Origin of the sequence: Brevundimonas sp. (assembly GCF_036963785.1) — a bacterium.
GTDB lineage: Bacteria > Pseudomonadota > Alphaproteobacteria > Caulobacterales > Caulobacteraceae > Brevundimonas.
On sequence record NZ_JBALUS010000003.1, the window covers coordinates 283,566 to 306,778 of the forward strand.

The 23,213-nt window shown below is 66.5% G+C and carries 21 protein-coding genes; 15 read left to right on the forward strand and 6 right to left on the reverse strand.

Annotated elements, in window-relative coordinates; translation table 11 throughout:
* Nucleotides 1-83 precede the first annotated feature (83 nt).
* Nucleotides 84-629, forward strand: coding sequence for a hypothetical protein (locus tag V7672_RS08085; protein ID WP_335624086.1), 546 nt, complete (start codon nt 84-86; stop codon nt 627-629).
* Nucleotides 613-1,182: a DNA-3-methyladenine glycosylase gene (locus V7672_RS08090; RefSeq protein WP_335624087.1), complete on the forward strand. Its 570-nt coding sequence runs from the start codon at nt 613-615 to the stop codon at nt 1,180-1,182. Before V7672_RS08085 ends, V7672_RS08090 begins: the two co-directional genes overlap by 17 nt.
* Here the strand turns inward: V7672_RS08090 and V7672_RS08095 are convergent.
* The 3 genes from V7672_RS08095 to V7672_RS08105 are packed head-to-tail and all read right to left on the reverse strand — an operon-like array spanning nt 1,160 to nt 3,848.
* Nucleotides 1,160-1,765 (reverse strand): GNAT family N-acetyltransferase, encoded by a 606-nt coding sequence (locus V7672_RS08095; RefSeq protein ID WP_335624088.1) that lies wholly within the window; start codon nt 1,763-1,765, stop codon nt 1,160-1,162. The two genes, V7672_RS08090 and V7672_RS08095, sit on opposite strands and share 23 nt — an antisense overlap.
* On the reverse strand, nt 1,762-2,682 hold the full coding sequence (locus V7672_RS08100; RefSeq protein ID WP_335624089.1) for a Gfo/Idh/MocA family protein: 921 nt from the start codon (nt 2,680-2,682) through the stop codon (nt 1,762-1,764). Before V7672_RS08100 ends, V7672_RS08095 begins: the two co-directional genes overlap by 4 nt.
* Before the next feature lie 5 nt (nt 2,683-2,687).
* The gene (locus V7672_RS08105) at nt 2,688-3,848 is read right to left on the reverse strand and encodes a DegT/DnrJ/EryC1/StrS family aminotransferase (protein WP_335624090.1); all 1,161 of its coding nucleotides are present in this window, start codon (nt 3,846-3,848) and stop codon (nt 2,688-2,690) included.
* A 186-nt stretch (nt 3,849-4,034) separates the two neighbouring features.
* On the opposite strand from V7672_RS08105, the gene V7672_RS08110 reads away from it, so the two are divergent.
* Nucleotides 4,035-4,562, forward strand: a complete 528-nt coding sequence (locus V7672_RS08110; protein WP_335624091.1) for a D-glycero-alpha-D-manno-heptose-1,7-bisphosphate 7-phosphatase — start codon at nt 4,035-4,037, stop codon at nt 4,560-4,562.
* A 56-nt stretch (nt 4,563-4,618) separates the two neighbouring features.
* On the forward strand, nt 4,619-5,500 hold the full coding sequence (locus tag V7672_RS08115; protein WP_335624092.1) for an alpha/beta fold hydrolase: 882 nt from the start codon (nt 4,619-4,621) through the stop codon (nt 5,498-5,500).
* 11 nt (nt 5,501-5,511) lie between these two features.
* Here the strand turns inward: V7672_RS08115 and V7672_RS08120 are convergent, their stop codons facing one another.
* Both V7672_RS08120 and V7672_RS08125 read right to left on the reverse strand, forming a co-directional pair.
* Nucleotides 5,512-5,736 carry an alkylphosphonate utilization protein gene (locus V7672_RS08120; RefSeq protein ID WP_123288190.1) on the reverse strand — a complete coding sequence of 75 codons (225 nt, stop codon included), beginning with the start codon at nt 5,734-5,736 and terminating at the stop codon, nt 5,512-5,514.
* Complete coding sequence (locus V7672_RS08125; protein WP_335624093.1) at nt 5,733-7,814, reverse strand: NAD(+) synthase; 2,082 nt, start codon at nt 7,812-7,814, stop codon at nt 5,733-5,735. The genes V7672_RS08120 and V7672_RS08125 overlap by 4 nt, the downstream gene beginning before the upstream one ends.
* Nucleotides 7,815-7,941: 127 nt before the next feature.
* Between V7672_RS08125 and ftsY the strand changes: the two genes are divergently transcribed.
* The 3 genes from ftsY to V7672_RS08140 all read left to right on the forward strand — a co-directional run bounded on the left by ftsY (nt 7,942) and on the right by V7672_RS08140 (nt 10,287).
* A complete protein-coding gene (gene ftsY, locus V7672_RS08130; protein ID WP_335624094.1) occupies nt 7,942-8,883 on the forward strand; it encodes a signal recognition particle-docking protein FtsY in 942 nt (313 codons plus the stop codon).
* On the forward strand, nt 8,880-9,554 hold the full coding sequence (locus tag V7672_RS08135) for an inner membrane-spanning protein YciB (protein WP_335624095.1): 675 nt from the start codon (nt 8,880-8,882) through the stop codon (nt 9,552-9,554). The genes ftsY and V7672_RS08135 overlap by 4 nt, the downstream gene beginning before the upstream one ends.
* A 106-nt stretch (nt 9,555-9,660) precedes the next feature.
* A complete protein-coding gene (locus V7672_RS08140; protein ID WP_335624096.1) occupies nt 9,661-10,287 on the forward strand; it encodes a MarR family winged helix-turn-helix transcriptional regulator in 627 nt (208 codons plus the stop codon).
* On the opposite strand, the gene V7672_RS08145 is transcribed toward V7672_RS08140, so the two are convergent.
* Nucleotides 10,284-11,030 (reverse strand): TetR/AcrR family transcriptional regulator, encoded by a 747-nt coding sequence (locus V7672_RS08145; protein ID WP_335624097.1) that lies wholly within the window; start codon nt 11,028-11,030, stop codon nt 10,284-10,286. The two genes, V7672_RS08140 and V7672_RS08145, sit on opposite strands and share 4 nt — an antisense overlap.
* A gap of 210 nt (nt 11,031-11,240) precedes the next feature.
* Between V7672_RS08145 and V7672_RS08150 the strand changes: the two genes are divergently transcribed.
* From V7672_RS08150 to odhB, 8 genes are all read left to right on the forward strand, one after another.
* On the forward strand, nt 11,241-13,442 hold the full coding sequence (locus tag V7672_RS08150; RefSeq protein WP_335624098.1) for a TonB-dependent receptor: 2,202 nt from the start codon (nt 11,241-11,243) through the stop codon (nt 13,440-13,442).
* A 134-nt stretch (nt 13,443-13,576) separates the two neighbouring features.
* The gene (locus tag V7672_RS08155) at nt 13,577-15,124 is read left to right on the forward strand and encodes a spinster family MFS transporter (RefSeq protein WP_335624099.1); all 1,548 of its coding nucleotides are present in this window, start codon (nt 13,577-13,579) and stop codon (nt 15,122-15,124) included.
* A gap of 97 nt (nt 15,125-15,221) precedes the next feature.
* On the forward strand, nt 15,222-16,412 hold the full coding sequence (sucC, locus tag V7672_RS08160; protein WP_335624100.1) for an ADP-forming succinate--CoA ligase subunit beta: 1,191 nt from the start codon (nt 15,222-15,224) through the stop codon (nt 16,410-16,412).
* A complete protein-coding gene (locus V7672_RS08165; protein WP_335624101.1) occupies nt 16,412-16,927 on the forward strand; it encodes a hypothetical protein in 516 nt (171 codons plus the stop codon). The genes sucC and V7672_RS08165 overlap by 1 nt, the downstream gene beginning before the upstream one ends.
* A 3-nt stretch (nt 16,928-16,930) precedes the next feature.
* Complete coding sequence (locus V7672_RS08170) at nt 16,931-17,527, forward strand: hypothetical protein (RefSeq protein ID WP_335624102.1); 597 nt, start codon at nt 16,931-16,933, stop codon at nt 17,525-17,527.
* A 65-nt stretch (nt 17,528-17,592) separates the two neighbouring features.
* On the forward strand, nt 17,593-18,495 hold the full coding sequence (gene sucD, locus V7672_RS08175; protein WP_335624103.1) for a succinate--CoA ligase subunit alpha: 903 nt from the start codon (nt 17,593-17,595) through the stop codon (nt 18,493-18,495).
* Nucleotides 18,496-18,646: 151 nt separating this feature from the next.
* Nucleotides 18,647-21,667 (forward strand): 2-oxoglutarate dehydrogenase E1 component, encoded by a 3,021-nt coding sequence (locus V7672_RS08180; RefSeq protein WP_335624104.1) that lies wholly within the window; start codon nt 18,647-18,649, stop codon nt 21,665-21,667.
* Between the two features lie 28 nt (nt 21,668-21,695).
* Nucleotides 21,696-23,201, forward strand: a complete 1,506-nt coding sequence (gene odhB, locus V7672_RS08185; RefSeq protein ID WP_335624105.1) for a 2-oxoglutarate dehydrogenase complex dihydrolipoyllysine-residue succinyltransferase — start codon at nt 21,696-21,698, stop codon at nt 23,199-23,201.
* The last annotated feature ends 12 nt before the right edge of the window (nt 23,202-23,213 follow it).

A 23,213-nucleotide genomic window follows, 5' to 3' on the forward strand; every position in this document is an offset into this window, starting at 1 on the left:
CGGCGGGCTCTGCCATCCTGTTCTCAAGCTCGCTCAATCCGCTGGGGGTGATCCCCGCGCCAGAGGTCCTCAACACCGCGGGTGTGATCGCCCTGATCGCCATTCCCTCAGCCCTGCTCTTCGATGTCGTGATGCCTCCTGCGGGGCGGCGGCTCGGGCCTGCGATCAGACTCCTGTTGGCAATCCCGGCTATCCTGGTCGCCTTTGTCTGGATCGCCTTGAGTTCCGGACTACCGGCCGTCGTCAATCGCGTTACCGCTCCGGGGGGGCAGCAGTATTTGCTGGGGATCGGACCCGCGCCGACGGACGTGGACTATCAGTTGTGGCGCAGCGTTGGATCCGCCGGACTGCTCTGGAAGCCTGCAGGGACGCTTACCTGGTCGGAAGATGGGCGCTTCACCGAGGCGCCTGCGCTCGTGCTGGTCCATGAGCGATGGCTCATGGTTCGCCGGGGCGGGATATGGACGGACTGCTACGAGATCCTGGCGGATTCGCTGACGTCTTGCGGGGGTGGCTCCAGCGTTCCGGACTGGCAGGACCCGGACGCCTGGCGTCAGGCTTCGGCGGAGATGGCCGCAAAAGTGGGAGCTACCCCTGAAGAGGCCCAGACCCTTGCCGAGTCTTCCTGAGCCCGACTGGCTGGCGCGCGATGCTGCCACGGTCGCCCGTGATCTGATCGGGGCGCGACTACTGGTCGGGGGTGTCGGCGGTCTCATCGTCGAGACCGAGGCCTATGATCCGGCCGATCCCGCGTCGCACAGCTTTGGGGGCCCCCGGCCCCGGAACGCCGCCATGTTCGGCCCCGTAGGCCGGGCCTATGTCTATCGCATCTACGGCGCCCACTGGTGCTTCAACATCGTCTGTGACCAGACAAAGCCGGGCAGCGCCGTGCTGATCCGGGCGCTGGAGCCGACCGACGGGCTGGACGTGATGGCCGTCCGTCGCGGCACGGACGACCCGCGAAACCTCTGCTCGGGTCCCGGCAAGCTGTGTCAGGCGCTGGCGATCGACAAGGCGCTCGATCATGCCCCGCTGGACGCCCCGCCCTTCGTGCTGGAACCGGGCCCGCCCCCCGCCGGTCTCGCCGTCGGCCCGCGCATCGGCATCACCAAGGGAGCAGAGACCCCCTGGCGTTTCGGCCTCAAGGGCTCGCCGTTCCTCAGCCGGCCGTTTCGGGGGTGACTTCGAAGACCGCCAGCCGCTCATCCAGCCGCGCCCGGACGTCCGGCCACTCCCCGGCTAGGATGGAAAAGACCACCGAACTGCGCACGTGCCCGGTCCAGGTGATCATGTCGTGGCGGAGCACGCCTTCACGCGTGGCGCCCAGCTTGACCATGGCGGCCTGGCTGCGCCTATTCCGGTCGTCGACCTTGAAGGCCACGCGATTGGCGCCACAGGCAAAGGCATGCTCCAGCAGCAGCCGCTTGGCCGCCGGATTGACCGAACCGCCCCGGGCCGAGGGCTCGTAGTAGGTGGTGCCGATCTCCACAGCCCGGTTGCCGCGCTGGATGTCGATATAGCTGCTCATGCCGACAAGGGTGCCGCCCGCCATCACCGCGAACGGAATACGGGTGCCGGCCGACTGACCGGCGACCAGATCCTCCCAGCCAGCGTCGAAATGCTGGCCACCATAGGACCGGTAGTAGAGGGCTGGCCACAAATCCGGGTCCGCATCACAGGCGATACGGAGCGGTTCCCGATGATGATCCGCCAGGGGCTCCAGCCGGACAAAGCGGTCTTCCAGAACCGCAGGCCGGAGGTTCATTCCCCCAGGCACCTCAGGGCGACCTCGAGGTTCCTCAGGCCGTCCTCGCCCGTCACCGCCGGGGTCTCGCCGGTGCGGATGGCGTGGACGAAGGCCTCCAGCTCCTTCTTGAGCGGCTCGTTGGGCCAGCTGTGCACGCCGCGCGTGGAATAGGTGCCGTCGGGCTGCTGGCCGAAATATTCGGTCACCTGACGCGTCATCAGGTCGGCGACGACGAATTTGGCCTTGGTCGCGACCTGCAGGGTGCGGGTCTTGTAGGGCGTCACCCAGTTGGTGGTGATGTGGGCGATGGTGCCGTTGGCCAGCCGGAACTGCAGCAGGGCCGTATCCTCGCGCTCGGCCTTGGTGCGGGCCAGCTGCGGCTGGACTTCGACGATTTCCGAATCCGTCAGATGACGGATGATGTCGATGTCGTGCACCGCCAGATCGATGACCACCCCGACTTCGCCCATGCGGGGCGGGAAGGGGCCGACCCGGGTGATCTGGATCGAGATGACGTCCTCGTCCTTGATCGCGCGCTTGACCGCCTCAACCGCCGGGTTGAACCGCTCGACCTGACCGACCATCAGCACCCGGTCATTGGCCTTCGCCGCATCGATCAGGCGCTGGGCGTCCTCGACGGTCGCCGCGATCGGCTTTTCGACCAGCACATGGACGCCGCGTTCCAACAGGGCCACGCCCAGATCGGCATGGGTGCGGTTGGGGGTGGCGATCACGGCCGCATCCAGACCGGCCTCAGCAAAGGCCTCAGCGCTGGTCACGGGAGAGGCGCCATAGGCCTCGGCCACGCCTTGGGCGACCACGGTATCGGGGTCGAACACATGGGTCAGGTTCACGTCACGGATATCGGTCAGAACCCGGGCATGGTTGCGGCCCATGACGCCGGCGCCGGCCACGCCGATCTTCAGAGTCTGCATCGGACTTATCCCTTGTAGCTGGCGACGGCGGCGATGATGCGGTCCTGGGTGGCCTCGTCCAGATCCGCATGCATGGGCAGGCTCAGCACCCGGTCCTTCAGGCGCTCGGTGACCGGCAGCCCCCCGGCCCCTTGCGGGAAGCGCTGATAGGCGGGCTGCATATGCATGGGCACCGGATAATAGACGGCGGTCGGCACGCCCTCGCCCTTCAGATGATCGATCAGGCCCGCGCGGTCGTCGTGCTCGATCGTGTACTGGGCCCAGACCGAAACGCCGCCCTCGATCACATGCGGCACGGCCGCGACGTGCGGGGCGAGGTGCTCGTTGTAGCGGGCGGCGATGCGGTTCCGCCATTCGATCTCCTCGGGGAAGACCTTCAGCTTCTCGATCAGGATGGCCGCCTGGAGGGTGTCGAGCCGCGAGTTCATGCCGATCCGCATGGCCAGATATTTGGGATCGTGATCGAAGGTCCGGCCCTGCATGTCCTTGGCCACGACCTTGCCGTGCACCCGCAGCGAATCCATTTCCTCGGCCAGATCGGCATCGTCGGTCAGCACCGCCCCGCCGTCGCCGTAACACCCCAGCGGCTTGGCCGGGAAGAAGCTGGTGGTGGTGATGTCGGCCCACTTCAGCGGATGGGCATCATTCAGCGTACAGCCGAACCCCTGCGCCGAATCCGAGATCAGCTTCATGTCGTGGCGGTCGCAAATGGCCCGGATCGCCGGATAGTCGGCGGGCTGGCCGAACAGGTCGACGGCGATCACCACGCGCGGTTTCAATTTGCCTTCGGCCTTCACCGCCTCAATGGCGGCCTCCAGCTTCTGCGGGTCCATATTGTAGGTCTTCGGATCGACGTCGACGAAGATCGGCGTGCAGCCCAGCCACGGCACCACCTCGGCCGTGGCGGTAAAGGTAAAGCTGGGCACGAACACCGCGTCGCCGGTGCGCAGGCCCCAGGCCATCAGCGGCAGGATCAGGGCGTCGGTCCCGTTGGCACAGCCCAGCGCATGTTTGGCCTGACCAAAGGCGGCCAGATCGTCCTCGAACTGGCGGACCGGCGGGCCCATGACCCAGGCGCCGCTCTCCACGGCGGCCATGACGGCGGCCTCGATCTTGCCGCCGAGACGACGGCGTTGGGCCTGCAGGTCGATGAAGGCAATGCTCATGGGTCTCAGTCTTCCTGTGCGACGGGTTGGCCCCGCGTCTGGTGGCGCGCCATAGCAAGCACGCGCCCTTCTGACCAAACGGGGGACGGTCACTTCGCGTTGCGACTTCTTACGATGCGCCCTAATCAGGGCGACCTCAATGTCCGTTCGCGGGCTCATGATCCTGACCCTGATCCGGGAGAAGATGTGATTTCAGTACCGGCGTCCGCCGGCCATGCGGCCGTGTTTCTGGATCGCGACGGCGTCCTCATCGACGATGTCGGCTATCCCCACCGCGAGGACCAACTGGCGTTTGTGCCCGGCGCCGCAGAAGCCGTGCGCCGCCTGAACACCCTGGGCTATCTGGTGGTGATCGTGACCAACCAGTCGGGCGTCGCGCGCGGCATGTTCAGCCACGGCCAGATGGAGGCCTTCAACGACCTGATCGTCCGTCGGCTGGCGGCAAAGGGCGCGCGCATCGGCGCGGTCTATGCCTGTCCCTACCATGCCGAGGCGGTCGATCCGGCCTGGCGCCACCCCGACCACCCGGACCGCAAGCCCAATCCCGGCATGATCCACCGCGCCATCGCCGACCATGGCATCGATCCGAAGCGCGCCTTCATGATTGGCGACCGTCCCAGCGACATGGAGGCCGCACAGAGAGCGGGTATCCCCGGCTTCCTGTTCGACGGTGGAAATCTCGACGATTTCGTTCGCGACCTGCTGGCGATCTGAGGCATAAATTCTACATGGGGTGAAATACCCCGCCCCTGATCGTCGGAGCCCTGATCATGACCGAGACCCGGACCTATGCCGAGCGCCGCTTCACCTCCGAGGACGGACTGGACCTCTATGCCCGCGACTATGCCGGGGCCGACGGTCAGGCGCGCCTGCCGGTCATCGCCATCCATGGCCTGACCCGCAACTCTGCCGACTTTCACGGCATCGCCACCCTGCTGGCCCAGAGCGGTCGTCGCGTTCTGGCGGTCGATGTGCGCGGGCGCGGCCGTTCGGACCGGGCCCCCGATCCCATGACCTACCAGCCCGCCACCTATGCGAAGGATGTGCTGGCCCTGCTGGCCCAGACGGGCATCGAGCGCGCCGTCTTTCTGGGCACCTCCATGGGCGGGCTGATCACCATGGCGGTCGCCGCCCTGCGGTCGCGGGTGATCGCGGCGGCCATCCTCAACGACATCGGGCCCGAGGTGGACAAGGCCGGTCTGGCCCGGATCGCCGCCTATACCGGCCAGCCGGTCGACACCCCGACGTGGGAGGCCGCCGCCGCCTATGTCGAGAAGACCAATGGCGTCGCCTTCCCCCACTATGGCCCCGACGACTGGGCGGCGTTTGCCAGGCGCGTGTTCCGCGAGGGCACCGAGGGCACGCCGGTGCTCGACTATGATCCCGACATCTCGGTGCCGATCCGGGCGGGCGGTGACAAGGCGCTGGTGCCCAACCTCTGGCCCATGTTCGGGCGTCTGGCCAAGGCAAGGCCGACCCTGCTGGTGCGCGGCGAGACCTCGGACCTGCTCAGCGCCGACATCGCCGCGAAGATGCGCAAGCGCGCGCCCAAGATGGACTATGTCGAGGTGCCGGGCATCGGCCACGCGCCCATGTTGGACGAACCCGCCGCCCGGGCCGCCATCTTCGAATTCCTGTCGGACGTGCCCTGAGCCAAGGGGGCTCAGGCCTTCTTGACGAACTCGGTGCGCAGCACCAGTCCCTTCACCTTGTCGACATTGGCCTCGATCTCGTCGGGGTCGCCGGTCAGGCGGATTTTCCGCACCATGGTGCCGCGCTTCAGCGTAACCCCGCCCGAACCCTTGACCTTCAGATCCTTGATCAGGGTGACGCTGTCGCCGTCCGCCAGCTCATTGCCGTTGGCGTCGCGGGTCGGGGTATCGCTCATGTCGGGTCTTTCGGTGTGGGCGCCTTGATCGGCACGTTTTCATCCAGTTCGTCCAGCCACACGCGGGCCGACACATCCGACGGCGCGCGCCAGTCGCCCCGCGGGCTCAGCGACCCGCCGGTCACCACCTTGGGCCCGTTCGGCAGGGCCGAGCGCTTGAACTGGCTGGTCTGGAAGAAGCGCACGATGAATTTCCGCAGCCAGAAGACGATGGTCTCGAGGTCGTATTCGACCTTCTCATCGTCGGGCGTACCCGACGGCCAGTGCCCCGTCGCGGCATCCTTCCACGCCTGCCAGGCCAGGAAGGCGACCTTGGACGGCGCCATGCCATAGCGGCTGAAGTGGAACAGGAAGAAGTCGTTCAGCGCATAGGGGCCGACGGTCGCCTCGGTCGACTGGATCTGTCCGTCCTTCGCCGGCACCAGTTCGGGCGAGATTTCGGTGTCGAGAATGGCCTGCAAAACCGGCGTCGCCTCGGCGCCGACCAGTTCGCGGTCGGCCACCCAGCGGATCAGGTGCCGGATCAGCGTCTTGGCCACGCCGGAGTTGACGCCATAGTGGCTCATGTGGTCGCCGACGCCATAGGTGGCCCAGCCCAGCGCCAGCTCGGACAGGTCGCCTGTGCCGATGACGAAGCCGTCGTGCTGATTGGCCAGCCGGAACAGATAATCGGTGCGCAGCCCCGCCTGCACATTCTCATAGGTGATGTCGTGGACCGGTTCGCCGTTCGCCGCCGGATGACCGATGTCGGCCAGCATCCGCTCCGCGGCCGGGCGGATATCCAGCTCGGCGGCCGTCACGCCCAGCGCCTTCATCAGGGCCCAGGCATTGGCCTTCGTGCCCTCCGAGGTCCCGAAGCCCGGCATGGTCCAGGCGCGAATGCCGGTGCGCGGCAGCTCCAGCCGGTCAAAGGCGCGACAGGCCACCAGCAGGGCGTGGGTCGAATCCAGCCCGCCCGAGATGCCGATGACCACGGTCTTCGACCCGGTGGCGGTCATCCGTTTCATCAGGCCCTGGACCTGGATATTGAACGCCTCATAGCAGTCGCGATCCAGTCGCGCGGGGTCATCCGGCACAAACGGGAAGCGGTCGAGGGGGCGGATCAGGTCGACCGCAGCGGACGCCTCGCGGGCCGGGAAAAGGTGGCGACTGAATGCGGAGCCATGGGTTTCCCTGTCAGAGCAATCGGCGAAGGTACCGTTCCTCAACCGGTCCTGGCCGATGCGGTCCACGTCGATGTCGCAGATTGTCAGCGCGCCGCCCATTCCGAACCGTTCGCCCTCGGCCAGCTTCGCGCCCAGTTCGTGGATCGTCGCCTGACCGTCCCAGGCGAGGTCGGTCGTGCTCTCGCCCCAGCCGGACGCCGTAAACACATAGGCGGCCATGGTCCGTGCCGACTGGCTGGCGCACAGCAGGGCGCGCTCCTCGGCCTTGCCGATGACGATGTTGGACGCCGAAAGGTTCAACAGGATCCGCGCCCCAGCCATCGCCTGTCGGGTCGACGGCGGCAGCGGCGCCCAGAAGTCCTCGCAGATTTCGACTCCGAAGACGAACCCGGCGCGGTTCTCCGCTTCGAACAGGACGCACGGATCGACTTCGACAATCTCGTCGCCCCATTGGAGGGGCTCACCAAAGCGTTGGCTGGCATTCGCCGATGAAAACCAGCGCTTCTCACAATATTCCCGATAATTGGGCAGATAGGTTTTCGGCACCACGCCGATCACACGGCCACCCGCCAGGACAATCGCGCCGTTGTAGAGCCGCTCCGCGTGTCTGACCGGGGCGCCGACGACGACCGTGATTGCCGTGCCCCCGGTCACCTCGGCCAGCCGCAGGGCCTGCCGCTCCACCTCGTCCAGCAGGGCGCCCTGCATATGCAGGTCATCCAGCGCATAGCCGCTCAGGCTCAGCTCGGGAAAGACGATCAGGTCGACGCCCTGTTCGGCCGCCTGTTCGATCAGGCGGATATGCTCGTCGGCATTGGCCCTGGGGTCGGCAGGATAGACGACAGGGGTGGCCGCTGCCACGCGCACAAAGCCGTGGGTCGCGGGGCTGAAGAAGGGATGTGTCTGGGCCATCAATCCATCCGGGCGCGCATCGGGGCGCCGACCGCCGCCTTGTCGCACATAGAGGGCGGATTTCCCAAGACAGGGTTTCTTCGTGTCACAGGTGACGCTGGCGACGGCGACCGCTAAAGCGGACTCCATGAATGACGCACCGAAAAAAGGCTGGTTGCAGCGGCTGAGCGACGGACTGTCCCGGTCCTCGCGCCAGATGACCGAACAGGTGGTCTCCACCTTCGTCAAGGAGCCGCTCAGCGAGACCGCGCTGGAACAGCTGGAAGAGCATCTTCTGGAAAGCGATCTGGGCCCGGCCGCGACCGACCGCATTGTCGAGCGCTTCCGCGCCCTGCGCTTCGGGGCCGGGGCGTCCGAGGTCGAGGTGAAAACAGCGCTGGCCGAGGCGGTGGCCGATGAGCTGCGCTCGCACGAGGCGCGCTATGAACCGCTGAACGGCCCGCGCCCCTTCGTCACCCTGTTCGTCGGCGTCAACGGCTCGGGCAAGACCACGACGCTGGGCAAGATCGCGTCCGACCTGACCGGTCAGGGGGCCAAGGTCATGGTCGTGGCCTGTGACACTTTCCGCGCCGCTGCCCGCGAGCAGCTGAAGGTCTGGGCCGAGCGGGCCGGGGCCACCTTCGAGAGCCGCCGCGACGGCGCCGATCCCGCCGGTCTGGCCTTCGACGCCCTGACCCGGGCCCGGGCCGAGGGCTATGACGTCGTGCTGATCGACACCGCCGGCCGGCTGCAGAACAAGTCGGCCCTGATGGACGAACTGCTCAAGATCGTGCGCGTCCTGAAAAAGGTCGATCCCGACGCCCCGCATGAAACCCTGCTGGTGCTCGACGCCACCGTCGGCCGCAATGCGCTGGAGCAGGAAAAGATCTTTGGCCGGACGGCCTATGTTTCGGGTCTGGTGATGACCAAGCTGGACGGCACGGCGCGCGGCGGGGTTCTGGTCCCGGTCGCCCAGGCCTCGGACGCCCCGATCAAGCTGATCGGTGTGGGCGAGGGGGTCGAGGATCTGCAGCCGTTCAACGCCGACGCCTTTGCCCGGTCTCTCGTTGGACTGGAGGTCACCTCATGAGTGAGCGCAAAGCGCCCCCCGCCTGGATCCGTCAGGCCGTCGACTTTGGTGCCCTGGTCGCCTTCGCCGGGGCATTCCTCGTCTATCGGCTGAACGGGCTTGAGGGCGACCAGGCCCTGGTTCAGGCCACATGGTTCCTGGTCGGCGGCGCGGCCATTGCCGTGGTCGTTGGCCTCGTCGTCGAGCGGCGGCTGGCGTTGATGCCACTGATCGTCGGCGGTTTCGCCCTCGTCTTCGGTCTTCTGACCCTCCTGACCCAGGACGATCTGTGGGTGAAGCTGAAGGTCTCCATCCTCAATCTCAGCCTGTCGGTCCTGCTGCTGGGGGGATTGAAGATGGGCAAGCAGCCGCTCAAGGCGCTGCTCGGGACCGTCATTCCGATCAACGACCGCGCGTGGAAGATCCTGACCCTGCGTTACGGCCTGTTCTTTGCCGCCGTGGCGCTGGTCAATGAGGCGGTGCGCAGCGAGGCCCTGGTCGGCTGGGCGACCGACCAGCTGGGCTATGAGGGCGTCGATCCGGCCGACGTCTGGGTCAGCTTCCGGGGGGTGCTGTGGATCGCCTCGTCCGTGTTCGGCCTCAGCAACATGCCGCTGATCTTGCGCAATCTGCAGTCCGAGGCCGGAGACGAGGCGGTCGTCCCGCCGCGCGGCCCCAACGCCGCCCCCTGAACAGCGCGGGTGCAGACGGAAGAAATGTCGCGCAGCCGTCGCGAAAGCGTAAAGCGGCCCTGATAGCCCTGTCGGCATTGAGGCGCGTCAGGGGAGTTGATCGGTCATGGTGAAGTCCGGCAAGAAGGCTCGCGAGGCTGGCTCCCTCGCGGAATCGCCCAGCCATCTGATCCATCGGGCCCTGCAGCTCGCCCTCGACATCTATGCGCGCGAAGTGGGGTCCGACGGCCTGACCCAGCGCCAGTTCGCCGTGCTCGAGGCCGTGTCCCTGCGGGCCGGCCTGACCCAGACCGATCTGGTCAAGGCCACCGGCATCGACCGTTCGACTCTCGCCGATCTGGTGGCGCGCATGGCCCAACGCGGACTGCTGTCGCGCGAACGTTCGACCCTGGACGCGCGCGCCATGGCCGTGCGCCTGACCCCGGAGGGCGAGGCGGCTCTGGCCGATGCCCGTCCGCGCGTCGTCGAGGCCGACCGTCAGATCATGGCCCTGCTGCCCAAGGGTCGTCGCGAGACCTTCCTCGAAATCCTGGCCGAGCTGGCCGGGGCTGCCGATGCGGCGCCCCAGGAAGCGTTGGCCGCGGTGCGCGCCGAGAAGAAGCGGCTGAAAGAGCTGCGCAAGGCGGAAAAGGCCGCCCTCAAGGCCGGCAAGGCCGCCTCGAAGAAGTCCGGCAAGAAGTCCGGCAAGGCCAAGGGCAAGGATACGCCCCCGGCAGAACCGGAAGCCGCCTAGGTCCGTGTGCCGCTGACGGCGCGGAAGCCGGCCGAGGCAAACCGCACCATATACTCGCAGGCACTGTCCAGATCGCCGGATTGGCACAGGCCGCCGGACAGTCGGTCCAGCCGCCCGGTCTCGCCGAGGGTCAGGGTCAGGGCCCCCGACAGATTGTGCCATCCCCAGTACAGATCGGCATCGCTGGCGTCCGGCAGCACGACCCGCAGCAGGTCGATCAACCGCCGGATCGACGGGTCGAAATAGCGGGCCATGGTTTCACCGCCGAACGTGGGGTTGGCATTGGTCTGGGCCACCAGGGCGGAATAGTGCTTCCACCCCGGCCCGCCCTTCAGCGACCACTGGAAGGGCGGTCTCAGAAAGGCCTCCAGCAGGCCCTCCAGGGTCATCGTGCCCTCGTTCTCGCGGGCATAGCGGTTGATCGCCTCGACCCGCTCGTTGTTCCAGACTTCGGCCCGCCGCAGGAAGACCGCATCGAACAGGTCGCGCTTGGCCCCGAAATAATAGTGAACCAGGGCCGTATCGACGCCCGCCTCGCGCGCGACCTCGCGGATCGTCACACCGTAAAAGCCGTGTTTGGAAAACAGGTCCTCGGCGGCGTCCAGGATTGAGTCGCGCGTTTCGCCGTTCCGGCCGCCCTGGCTCTTGGACGGCCGGCCCCGTTTAGCGGTGGTCTCCACCCGGCCCGGACGGACGCTCTCGACGGTCAGGGCCGGGGCCGGCGGCGCGGTGATCTTGCTCATGCCACCAAGGCTAGTCGGGCCATCTCCATCCGGCAATCACGCATCCGGCCTCCCGCCCGAGGTATGTATTCATGCCACAGCCCCGCTTGAATTCCGCGCCGCGACAGGCGTGGCCGTTTGACAGATGGGCAAAAACGGGGTCAGTCTGCGGAAAATCATTGAACGCTGAATAAAAGCGTCTTGGGCTGGAAACAGAGATTGGGGTTTCAAATGAACAGACTCGTAAAGACCGTCCTTCTGGCGGGGGCCGCCTGGAGCGCGCTGTCCGTCACCGCCATCGCCCAGGAGGCGCCGGCACAAGATCCGGCCGTCACCTCGCTGGATGAAATCATCGTCACCGCCCGTCGTCGCGACGAACAGCTGAAGGACGTGCCGGTCGCCGTCACCGCCCTGTCGTCCGAACGGCTGGAAGAGACCGGCGCCACCGACATCACGGCCCTGCAACAGCAGACGCCGAACGCGACCGTTCAGGTGGCCCGGGGCTCCAACTCGACCCTGATCTCCTTCATCCGCGGCGTCGGCCAGCAGGACCCGCTGTGGGGCTTCGAGCCCGGCGTCGGCCTGTACGTCGATGACGTCTATGTCGCCCGCCCGCAGGCGGCCGTTCTCGACATCTTCGATATCGAGCGCATCGAGGTTCTTCGTGGCCCGCAAGGCTCGCTGTACGGCCGCAACACGGTCGGCGGCGCCATCAAATATGTGACCTCGCGCCTGTCGCCGGACGCCGAGGCCACCATCCGCGGCGCCTATGGCAGCTACAACCAGATGGACCTGGTCGCGTCGGGCAGCATGCCGCTTAGCGACACCTTCCGCATCGGCGGCGCCTTCGCCCACCTGACGCGCGACGGCTACGGCTCGAACCTGAACACCGGCGCCGAGCACTACGACAAGGACGTCAACGCCTTCCGCGTGAGCGCCGAATTCACCCCGCGCGACGACGCCTTCTTCCGTCTGGCCTATGACCGGACGCAGGATGACTCCAGCCCCCGTCACGGCCACCGCGAAGTGGCGGGTGTCGGTCCGGGCGCGGGCGTGCCGGACAGCGTCTATGACACCTATGCCGGTGTCGGCGACGAGAACTCGGTCGAGAGCGAAGGCCTGTCCTTCACCGCCCAGGTCGACCTGAACGAGCGCTGGATCTTCAAGTCGATCACCGCCTGGCGCGAAGGCCGCACCGATACGGTCATCGACTTCGACAACACACCGGCCCCGACGTTGGACATCCCGGCCTATTATGCCGACGAGCAGTTCACCCAGGAATTCCAGTTCCAGTTCGACTATGACCGGGTCCAGGGCGTGTTCGGCGTCTTCTATCTGGACGCCTCGGCCGAAGGCGCATTCGACACCATTCTCGGCAACGCCGGAATCGTGATCGGCACCGGCGGTGTGGTCGAAACCGAAAGCATCGCCCTGTTCGCTGATGTGAACTATGACCTGACCGAGCGTCTGCACCTCGGCCTCGGCATTCGCTACACCGAGGACAGCAAGACCGGCACCGTGTTCCGCGCCAACTATCTCGGCGCCACCCGGTCTCCGCTGCTGGGCGGAACGCCGCGTGCGCCGCTGCTCCTGCGGACCGACTACACCAACGACCGCACCTTCGACGACGTCTCGCCGCGGATCGCCCTGTCGTATGACTTCTCGGACGACATCACGGGCTATGCCTCGTGGTCTTCGGGCTTCAAGTCCGGCGGCTTTGACATGCGCGGTGACGCCATCCTCACGCCGGACACGGTCGATGGCTATGAGCCGGAAACGGTCGACAGCTATGAGCTCGGCCTGAAGGGTCGCGCCGGTCCGCTGTCGTTCAGCTCGTCGATCTTCTACAACCAGTACGAAGACCAGCAGGTCACCACCCAGGTGCCGGCCGTCGGCGGGATTGCCAGCTTCGTCGACAACGTCGGCCAGTCGACCCTCTACGGGGCCGAGTTCGAAGGCTCCGTCTTCCTGAGCGAGAACCTGACGGCCAACTTCGCCGTCGGCTATCTGAACAGCGAGTTCGACGAGTTCCTGCGCTACAACCTCACGACCATGGTCTATGAGGACATCTCGGATCTGGTGGTGCTGCAGAATGCTCCGGAATGGACCGGCTATGTCGGCCTGACCTGGCGCAGCGATGTGGCGGGCGGCGAACTGATCGTGACCCCCTCGGTCAGCTATCGCGGCGACTTCAGCCAGTTCGAGTTCCCGAACCCGATCCTGGACCAGGACGCCTATGCCCTGGTTGACCTGTCGCTGATCTGGACCGCGCCCAGCGAGCGCTGGAGCCTCGGCCTGTTCGGCAAGAACCTGACGGACGAGGAATACCGCGTGGGCGGCTACAACTTCCCGGGCGCCCTCTTCAACGACTCGGTCATCGGCTACTACGGTCCGCCGCGGACCGTGACCGGCTCGATCCAGATCAAGTTCTGATCCGGCTTCGGCCATTGAACGTCTGATACCTATCCGGGCGGCGGTTCCAGGCGGACCGCCGCCCTTTTTCTTTTGCATGCAGGACCGGGGGCGCTACCGTTCCCCCGGCATCAAGACCACCAGGGGGAACCGTCATGACCGAAGCCACCACGCCCGGTACCGAGAAGGCTGGCGCTGAAAAGCCCGTCGCTCCGGGCTATCGCTTCTACGTTCTGGCGATCCTGATCTTCGTCTACATGCTGAACTTCCTGGACCGGCAGATCATCGGCATTCTGGCCGCGCCCCTTAAGGAAGAGTTCGGCCTTTCGGACAGCCAGTTCGGCCTGCTGGGCGGCATCGCCTTTGCCTCGGTCTATTCCACACTCGCCATTCCCCTGGCCTGGCTGGCGGATCGCTACAGCCGGGTCTGGATCATGACGGGTGCCCTGACGGTCTGGTCCGGGTTCACCGCACTGTGCGGCGTGGCCGGCTCCTATGGTCAGCTGTTCCTGTTCCGCATGGGCGTCGGCGTCGGTGAGGCCGGCGGCGTCGCCCCGGCCTATTCGCTCGTCGCGGACTATTTCCCGCCGCATCAGCGCGCGCGCGCCCTCGCGGGCTTTGCCTTTGGCATTCCTCTGGGCACGGCCGCAGGCACCCTCGTCGGCGGCCTGCTGGCGGCGGAATACGGGTGGCGGACGGCCTTTATCGTGGTCGGTCTGCTCGGTCTGCTGGTCGCACCGGTCCTGCGCCTGACGGTCAAGGACCCCAAGCGCGGCGCGACGGACGTCCCGCGTCCCGTTGACCCGGCCGCTCCGGCCGATGCCGCCGCCGTCGCCTCGCATCCGCCCGCAGCCTCGTCTGCGGTGGGCCGCACCGCCTCGCTCATCATGCTGGGCCTCGGCGCCGGTCTGATGGCGCTGGCGGCCCTCAATCATTTCGACCTGATCGCCCTCGGCAACGCCATGGTGCTGGGCTTTGCCGGCCTGCTGGCTCTGGTCATCGGCATCTCCCTGATGATTGCCCGGTCGACGGCCTCGGTGGTCATCAAGAAGAAGAGCTTCTGGCTGCTGGCGCTGGGCGCCGCCTCCTCCTCCGTCTGCGGATATGGCGTGGCCGGCTGGCTGCCCCTGTTCTTCATGCGCAGTTTCGACCTGACCCTGCGCGAAGTCAGCTGGTACTATTCGGGCATCGCCCTGATCGGCGGCACGCTCGGCATCTGGCTGGGCGGCATGATCGCCGACAAGCTGGCCCATCGGGGCAAGGGCGCCTATCCGCTGGTGCCCGCCATCGCCTTTCTGATCTCGGCTCCCTGCTTCATCCTGGCCATGAACTCCGACTGGCTGATCGCCCAGATCTTTGCCGACGGCGGCACGCGGGCCCAGTCGCTGATCGTGGCCTTCCTCATCTTCATCATCCCGACCGGCCTCAACCTCGCCTGGTTGGGGCCGATCACGGCATCGGTCCAGAATCTGGTGCCGGCGCCCATGCGCTCGACCGCGTCGGCCCTGTTCCTGCTGATCAACAACCTGCTCGGCATCGCCGTGGGCTTCTACTATTTCGGCTGGATGAGCGATCTGCTGGCGCCGCAGTTCGGCGAGGAAAGCCTCCGCTGGGCCATCTACACCGGCATGGGCTTCTATGTGCTGGCGGCCGTCCTGCTGATCGGCGCCTCGCGCACCCTCAAGAAGGACTGGATCGACTGATCCTTTGGCGTCAGACCCGGCTCCGCCTGTTGCGCCTGCGAACGGGCGGAGCCTATAAGCCTCGCACCCCTCCCCATCAGCGGACGCGACGGTTTCCATGAATATTCACGAGTATCAGGCCAAGCAGGTTCTGAAGGGCTTCGGCGCGCCGGTCGCGGCGGGCGTGGCCATCACCTCGGCGGACGAGGCCGAGGCCGCCGCCCGGTCCCTGCCCGGCCCGCTCTATGTCGTGAAGTCCCAGATCCATGCCGGCGGCCGCGGCAAGGGCAAGTTCAAGGAACTGGGCGCCGACGCCAAGGGCGGCGTGCGTCTGGCCAAATCGGTCGAGGAGGCCGTAGCCCACGCCCGCGAGATGCTGGGCAACACCCTGGTCACCGCCCAGACCGGCGACGCCGGCAAACAGGTCAACCGCCTCTATATCGAGGACGGCGCCGACATCGACCGCGAGCTCTACTGCTCCCTGCTGGTGGACCGCCAGCACGGCCGCGTTGCCTTCGTCGTCTCGACCGAGGGCGGCATGGACATCGAGGCCGTCGCCCACGACACGCCCGAGAAGATCCAGACTATCGTCATCGACCCCGAGGCGGGCGTCACCGATGCCGACGTCGCAAAGCTGAATTCGGCGCTGAGGCTGGACGGCGCGGCCGCCGAGGACGGCAAGACCCTGTTCCCGATTCTCTACAAGGCCTTCCTCGACACCGACATGTCGATGCTCGAAATCAACCCGCTGATCGTCATGGAAAACGGCCGTCTGCGCGTGCTGGACGCCAAGGTCAGCTTCGACGGCAACGCCCTGTTCCGCCACCCGGACATCCTCGCCCTGCGCGACGAGACCGAAGAGGACCCCAAGGAGATCGAGGCCTCGAAATGGGACCTCGCCTATGTGGCCCTGGACGGCAACATCGGCTGTATGGTCAACGGCGCCGGTCTGGCCATGGCGACCATGGACATCATCAAGCTGTACGGGAAGGAGCCCGCCAACTTCTGTGACGTCGGCGGCGGTGCCTCCAAGGAAAAGGTCGCGGCGGCCTTCAAGATCATCACCGCCGATCCGCGCGTCGAGGGTATTCTGGTCAACATCTTCGGCGGCATCATGCGCTGTGACGTGATCGCCGAGGGCGTGGTCGCGGCCGTCAAGGAAGTGGGCCTCAAGGTGCCGCTGGTCGTGCGTCTGGAAGGCACCAATGTTACCGAGGGCAAGAAGATCCTGAACGAATCCGGCCTGGCCATCACCGCCGCCGACGACCTCGACGACGCGGCCCAGAAGATCGTCGCGGCGGTCGGCTGATGCTGGCCGGGCTCGCATTGGCAACTGCCGCTATGGTGGCGGGGCCGGGGTCGGCGGATACCGTCACGCCGGCTGTCGCCGCGTTCAGCATGGCTTGCCTTGACGTCCGGGGTGATCGTGCCGCCTTCGAGGCTGTGGCCGATGCGCAGAGCTGGCGTCCGGTTGAAGCCGCGCCGCGAAATAACGACTGGATAGTCAGCTATCAGTCTGCCGGTCTGGTCATTCGGCTTTTCCAATATCAGGTCGCGATGGTCGGGGGCGAGGCGGTCCCGGGTCGGATCTGCGCGGTAGACCGGATCGAGGCGGGCCCCGATTGGGAGCAACAGGTTTCCGCCCTCAAGGTGGACGGTCGGGTCTTGGGAAAATCGACCCTGCCTGATCCCGATGTCTACCAGATTCCACCCGGCATGGAGGTCAGGGTCTGGGACCTTTCCGACGGCAGCCGCATCCACGCCTCCTACATTCCCGCCCGTTCCTATCTCGAACTTTCGATCAACTATCCAACAGGCATCTGACGCATGACCTTCCTCAAGTCCCTCGCCGCCACCGCCGTGGCATTTGCCCTCGTTCCCGCCGTGGCCCAGGCCCAGGCGGTTGATCCCCAGCTGGCCCTGTTCCAGTCGACCTGTGTCGAGACCGATGGTCAGGCGTCGGCCGCCATGGCCAAGCTGGACGCCGCCGGCTGGGACGTGCTGCCGCCTGAAATGATGGGCGCGGATGCCCCCTTTGATAATATGCAGGCCCGCCTGCTGTTCGCGGACGAAGGCATCCAGATCGCCATGACGGGCGACATGGCCGAAGGGCTGGGCACGCTCACCGACGGCGGCGAGATGTATCTGGCCGTGTGCGCCGTCGGCGTGATGCCCGGCGACTATGCCGCCATCGACGGGGCCGTCGCCGACTGGCTGGACATGACGCCGAACGCCGAGATGAGCGAGGCGGGCCTGAACGGCTACCCCTATACGATCGAGAACGGCCGCAAGGTCGCCGTCGCGGAAGATCTCGGCGAGGAGGCCATGCTCGAACTGGCGGCGGGCGATAAGATGCGCATCGTCATGACCGGCGATACCGATGGGGTCATCATGATCATGTATATGCGGCCGCAACCCCGCTAACGGACCGCGATCCCCCTCCCCGAATCCCTACTTGCCGCGCCGCGGCCACTGAACCCAGGTCAACCATGTCGATTCTCGTCAACAAAGACACCCGCGTCCTCGTCCAGGGCCTTACCGGCAAGACCGGCACCTTCCATACCGAGCAGGCGCTGCGCTATTTCGGCACGAAGATGGTGGGCGGCGTTCACCCGAAAAAGGGTGGCGAGATCTGGCACGGGTCCGAGGGCGAGAGCCTGCCGATCTATGCCTCGGTGGCCGAGGGGCGTGAGGCGACCGGTGCCGACGCCAGCGTCATCTACGTCCCGCCGGCCGGTGCGGCCGACGCCATCATCGAGGCCATTGAGGCCGAGGTGCCCTTCATCGTCTGCATCACCGAGGGCATCCCGGTCGCCGACATGGTGCGGGTCAAGGCGCGCCTCGACCGCTCCACCTCGCGCCTGCTGGGCCCGAACTGCCCCGGCGTTCTGACGCCCGAGGAATGCAAGATCGGCATCATGCCGGGCTCCATCTTCAAGAAGGGCTCGGTCGGCATTGTCTCGCGCTCGGGCACCCTGACCTATGAGGCCGTCTTCCAGACCACCAACGAAGGCCTGGGCCAGACCACGGCGGTTGGCATCGGCGGCGACCCGGTCAAGGGCACGGAGTTCATCGATGTGCTCGAGATGTTCCTGGCCGACGACGCCACCGAATCGATCGTCATGATCGGCGAAATCGGCGGCGCGGCCGAGGAAGACGCCGCCCAATTCCTGATCGACGAGGCGAAGAAGGGCCGCAAGAAGCCCATGGTCGGCTTCATCGCCGGCCGGACTGCGCCCAAGGGCCGCACCATGGGCCACGCGGGCGCCGTCGTCTCGGGCGGCAAGGGCGATGCGGAATCCAAGATCGCCGCCATGGAGGCCGCCGGCATTACGGTTTCGCCGTCTCCGGCCCGCCTCGGCACCACCCTGACCCAGGTCCTGAAGGGCTGAAGCGGGGCGGTATCGGAGAATTTCTGGTCCCCGGACCAATTTTCCGGCGCTTTTGCCCCCTTTCGGTCATGACCCGCCGCCGAACCGTGCGTATATGTCCCGTCACCGACAGAGCGTGCCGCTCTGCGGCCAAGGGATTGCGACGAACACGATGGCGGATGATGCCGGTCGGCTGAACCAGGTCTTTGCCGAGACCAGCTTTCTCTACGGGGCGAATGCCGCCTTTATCGAGGATCTCCACGCCCGCTGGGCCGATGACCCCGGCTCGGTGTCGGCCGAGTGGCGGTCGTTCTTCGATCAGCTGCGCGACAGTGCCGCGACCGTAAAGGCCTCGGCCGAAGCCGGTGCCTGGGGCCGCAAGGGCGCGGGCGACCCTTCGGAGGAGACCGGCGTGTTTGACGGCCGCTGGCCGGAGACCAAACCGGCCGGCAAGCCGGGCAAGGCCGCGTCGGCGGCTCCCGCTCCCGCCGCATCGGCGGCCACCCCCGAGGACGTGCGCGCCGCCGCCCACGATTCGATCCGGGCCCTGATGCTGATCCGCAGCTACCGCGTGCGCGGTCATCTGCAGGCCACGCTCGACCCGCTGGGCATGGAGCCGCCGGTCCAGAACCCCGAGTTGACCCCCGAATTCTACGGCTTCAGCGAGGCCGACCTCGACAAGCCGATCTTCCTCGACGGTGTGCTGGGTCTCGAGACCGGCACCCTGCGCGAGGTGCTGGCCATCCTCAAACGCACCTACTGCGGCCACATCGGCATCCAGTACATGCACATCGCCGAGCCCGAGGAGAAATCCTGGCTGCAGGCGCGCATCGAAGGGCCCGACAAGTACGAGGAAAACGCCTTCACCCGCGAGGGCAAGCTGGCGATCCTCAACAAGCTGATCGAGGCCGAGACCTTCGAGCGTTTCCTGCATAAACGCTTCCCCGGCACCAAGCGCTTCGGCCTGGACGGCGGCGAGGCCATGGTCCCGGCGCTGGAGCAGGTCATCAAGCGCGGCGGCAATCTGGGCGTCGACGAGATCGTGCTCGGCATGGCCCACCGGGGCCGCCTGAACGTCCTGTCGGCCGTGATGGGCAAGCCCTATCGCGCCATCTTCCACGAATTCCAGGGCGGCTCGTCCATGCCGTCGGACATCGAGGGCTCGGGCGACGTCAAATATCACATGGGCGCCAGTTCGGACCGGTCGTTCGACGACAACCGGGTCCACCTGTCGCTGACAGCCAACCCCAGCCACCTGGAAATCGTCAACCCGGTGGTGCTGGGCAAGGCCCGCGCCAAACAGGCGTTCGATATCCGCGAGGCCAATGCCGGCAAGCCCGAGGCCGAATGGGCGCTGGACCGCACCAAGGTCATGCCGTTGCTGATCCACGGCGACGCGGCCTTTGCCGGCCAGGGCGTGGTGGCCGAATGCTTCGCCCTGATGGGGCTGAAGGGCTATCGCACCGGCGGCACGATCCATTTCGTGATCAACAACCAGATCGGTTTCACGACCAGCCCGCGGAACTCGCGCTCCTCGCCCTATCCGTCGGACGTGGCCCTGATGGTCCAGGCGCCGATCTTTCACGTGAACGGCGACGATCCCGAAGCGGTCGTCTTCGCCGCCAAGGTGGCCACCGAATTCCGCCAGAAATTCCACAAGGATGTGGTGGTGGACATGTTCTGCTACCGCCGCTTCGGCCACAATGAAGGCGACGACCCGACCTTCACCCAGCCCCTGATGTACTCCAAGATCCGGGCCCAGAAGTCGGCCCGCGAACTGTATGCCGAACGCCTGGTCGGCGAGGGCGTCATCACCGCGGAAGAGGTCGAGGCCGAGATCACCCGCTTCGAGGATTTCCTCGATGCCGAGTTCGACGCCGGCAAAACCTTCAAGGCGGAAAAGGCCGACTGGCTGGACGGCCAGTGGCACGGCATCGGCAAGCCCGAGGGCGACGAGCTGCGCGGCGAAACCGCCGTCCCCGAGGCGCGCCTGCGCGAGATCGGCGCCCGTCTGACCACCGCCCCCAACAGCATCGATGTGCACAAGACGCTGCGTCGGGTGCTGGACGGTCGTCGCCAAATGATCGAGTCGGGTCAGGATCTGGACTGGGCCACGGCCGAGAGCCTCGCCTTCGGCACCCTGCTGGACGAGGGTTTCCCCGTCCGTCTGTCGGGTCAGGATTCCGTGCGCGGCACCTTCAGCCAGCGTCACTCCGGCATCATTGATCAGACCACGGAAGAACGCTTCGTCCCGCTCAACAATCTGCGTGACGGACAGGCCCATTTCGAGGTCATCGACTCGGCCCTGTCGGAAGAGGCGGTGCTGGGCTTTGAATACGGCTATGCCCTGTCCGACCCCAACACCCTGGTCATGTGGGAGGCCCAGTTCGGCGACTTCGTGAACGGCGCCCAGGTGGTCATCGACCAGTTCATCAGCTCGGGCGAACGCAAATGGCTGCGCATGTGCGGCCTCACGATGCTGCTGCCGCACGGTTATGAGGGTCAGGGGCCCGAGCACTCCTCGGCCCGTCTGGAGCGCTTCCTTCAGGCCTGCGCCGAAGAGAATATGCAGGTCGCCAACTGCACCACCCCGGCCAACTATTTCCACATCCTGCGTCGCCAGATGCACCGGCCGTTCCGCAAGCCGCTGATCCTGATGACGCCCAAGTCGCTGTTGCGTCACAAGAAGGCGGTCTCGACCCTGGCCGATCTGGCCGAGGGTTCCTCCTTCCACCGCGTGCTGCACGACGACGCCCAGACCCGGCCCGATGTGGCGGGCATGACGCTCAAGCCCGACGCCGACATCCGCCGCGTCGTCCTGTGTTCGGGCAAGGTCTATTACGACCTGCTGGAAGCGCGCGAGGCCGCCTTCAAGGACAGCAAGCCGGTCGACGACATCTACATCCTGCGTCTCGAGCAATTCTATCCCTGGCCGATGAAGTCGCTGATGACCGAACTGGCCCGCTTCCCGGGCGCCGAGCTGGTCTGGTGCCAGGAAGAGCCCAAGAATATGGGCGGCTGGACCTTCGTCGATCCGTGGCTTGAACTGACGCTCGATCGTCTCGATGTGAAGGCGAAGCGCGCCCGCTACGTCGGGCGGCCCGCCTCGGCCTCGACGGCGGCCGGCCTGATGAGCCGCCACAAGGCCGAGCTTGACGCCTTCCTCGCCGACGCCCTCGCCACCCCGAACTGACCCTTGCTTATCCGGAACCGGAACTGACATGGCTGATATCCTGACCCCCGCCCTTGGTGAATCCGTCGCCGAAGCCACCATTGCGAAGTGGACGAAAAAGGTCGGCGACGCGGTCAAGCGCGATGAGCTGCTGGTCGAGCTGGAAACCGACAAGGTCTCGCTCGAGGTGGTCTCGCCCGCCGACGGCACGCTCGGCGAAATCGCCTTTGCCGCGGGCGACACCGTCACGCCGGGCGCCATCCTCGGCAAGGTGACCGAGGGCGCCGCCGCCCCCGCCGGCGAGGCCGCCCCCAAGGCCGAGGCCAAGCCCGCCGCCGCTGCGGCCGCCAAGGGCGACAGCGAAGCCTCCGTGCCGGTTCAGGTGCCGACCATGGGCGAAAGCGTCGCCGAGGGCTCGGTCGGGACCTGGCAGAAAAAGGCCGGCGACCGGGTGGCCAAGGATGAGCTGCTGGTCGAGATCGAAACCGACAAGGTGGCCGTGGAAATCAGCGCCCCGGCCGATGGCGTCCTGACCATTTCGGCCGAGGCCGGCTCGACCGTCACCCCCGGTCAGGTGATCGGCCAGATCGCCGCCTCGGGCGAGGCTGCAGCCGCAGCCCCCAAGGCCGAGGCCGCGCCGGCCAAGGCCGCCTCGGGCTCGGACGAGCCGCACCTGTCGCCCGCCGTCCAGCGCGTGGTGGCCGAGAACAACCTTGATCCGAAATCCATTCAGGCCACCGGGCCCAAGGGCAACATCACCAAGGCCGACGCGCTGAAGGCCGCCGCGCAGCCCCAGCCGACCGCCGCGGCCGCCCCGGCCAAGGCCGCGCCGGCGGCTCCGCCCCGCGCCGACCAGCCGCGCGAGGAGCGGGTCAAGATGACCCGCCTGCGCCAGACCATCGCCCGTCGTCTGAAGGAATCGCAGAACACGGCCGCCCAGCTGACCACCTTCAACGAGGTGGACATGTCGGCGATCATGGCCCTGCGCAATCGCTACAAGGACGCCTTCGAAAAGCACCACGGCATCAAGCTGGGCTTCATGAGCTTCTTCGTGAAGGCGACGATCGCGGCGCTCAAGGAACTGCCCGCCGTCAATGCCGAGATCGACGGCACCGACATCATCTACAAGAACCACTATGACATCGGCGTCGCCGTGGGCACCGAAAAGGGCCTGGTCGTGCCGGTCCTGCGTGATGCCGACGTCCTGTCGCTGGCCGGGATCGAAAAGGGCATCGGCGATCTGGGCCGGGCCGCCCGCGACGGCGACCTGACGCTGGACCAGCTCCAGGGTGGCACCTTCACCATCACCAATGGCGGGGTCTATGGCTCGCTGATGTCGACGCCGATCCTGAACATGCCCCAGGCGGGCATCCTCGGCATGCACAACATCGTCCAGCGCCCGGTCGCGATCGACGGCAAGGTCGAAATCCGCCCGATGATGTATCTGGCCCTCAGCTACGATCACCGCATCGTCGACGGCAAGGAAGCCGTGACCTTCCTTGTGCGGATCAAGGAACACCTCGAGGACCCGCAGCGCTTCCTGCTGGACCTCTAGGCCGGGGGGCGG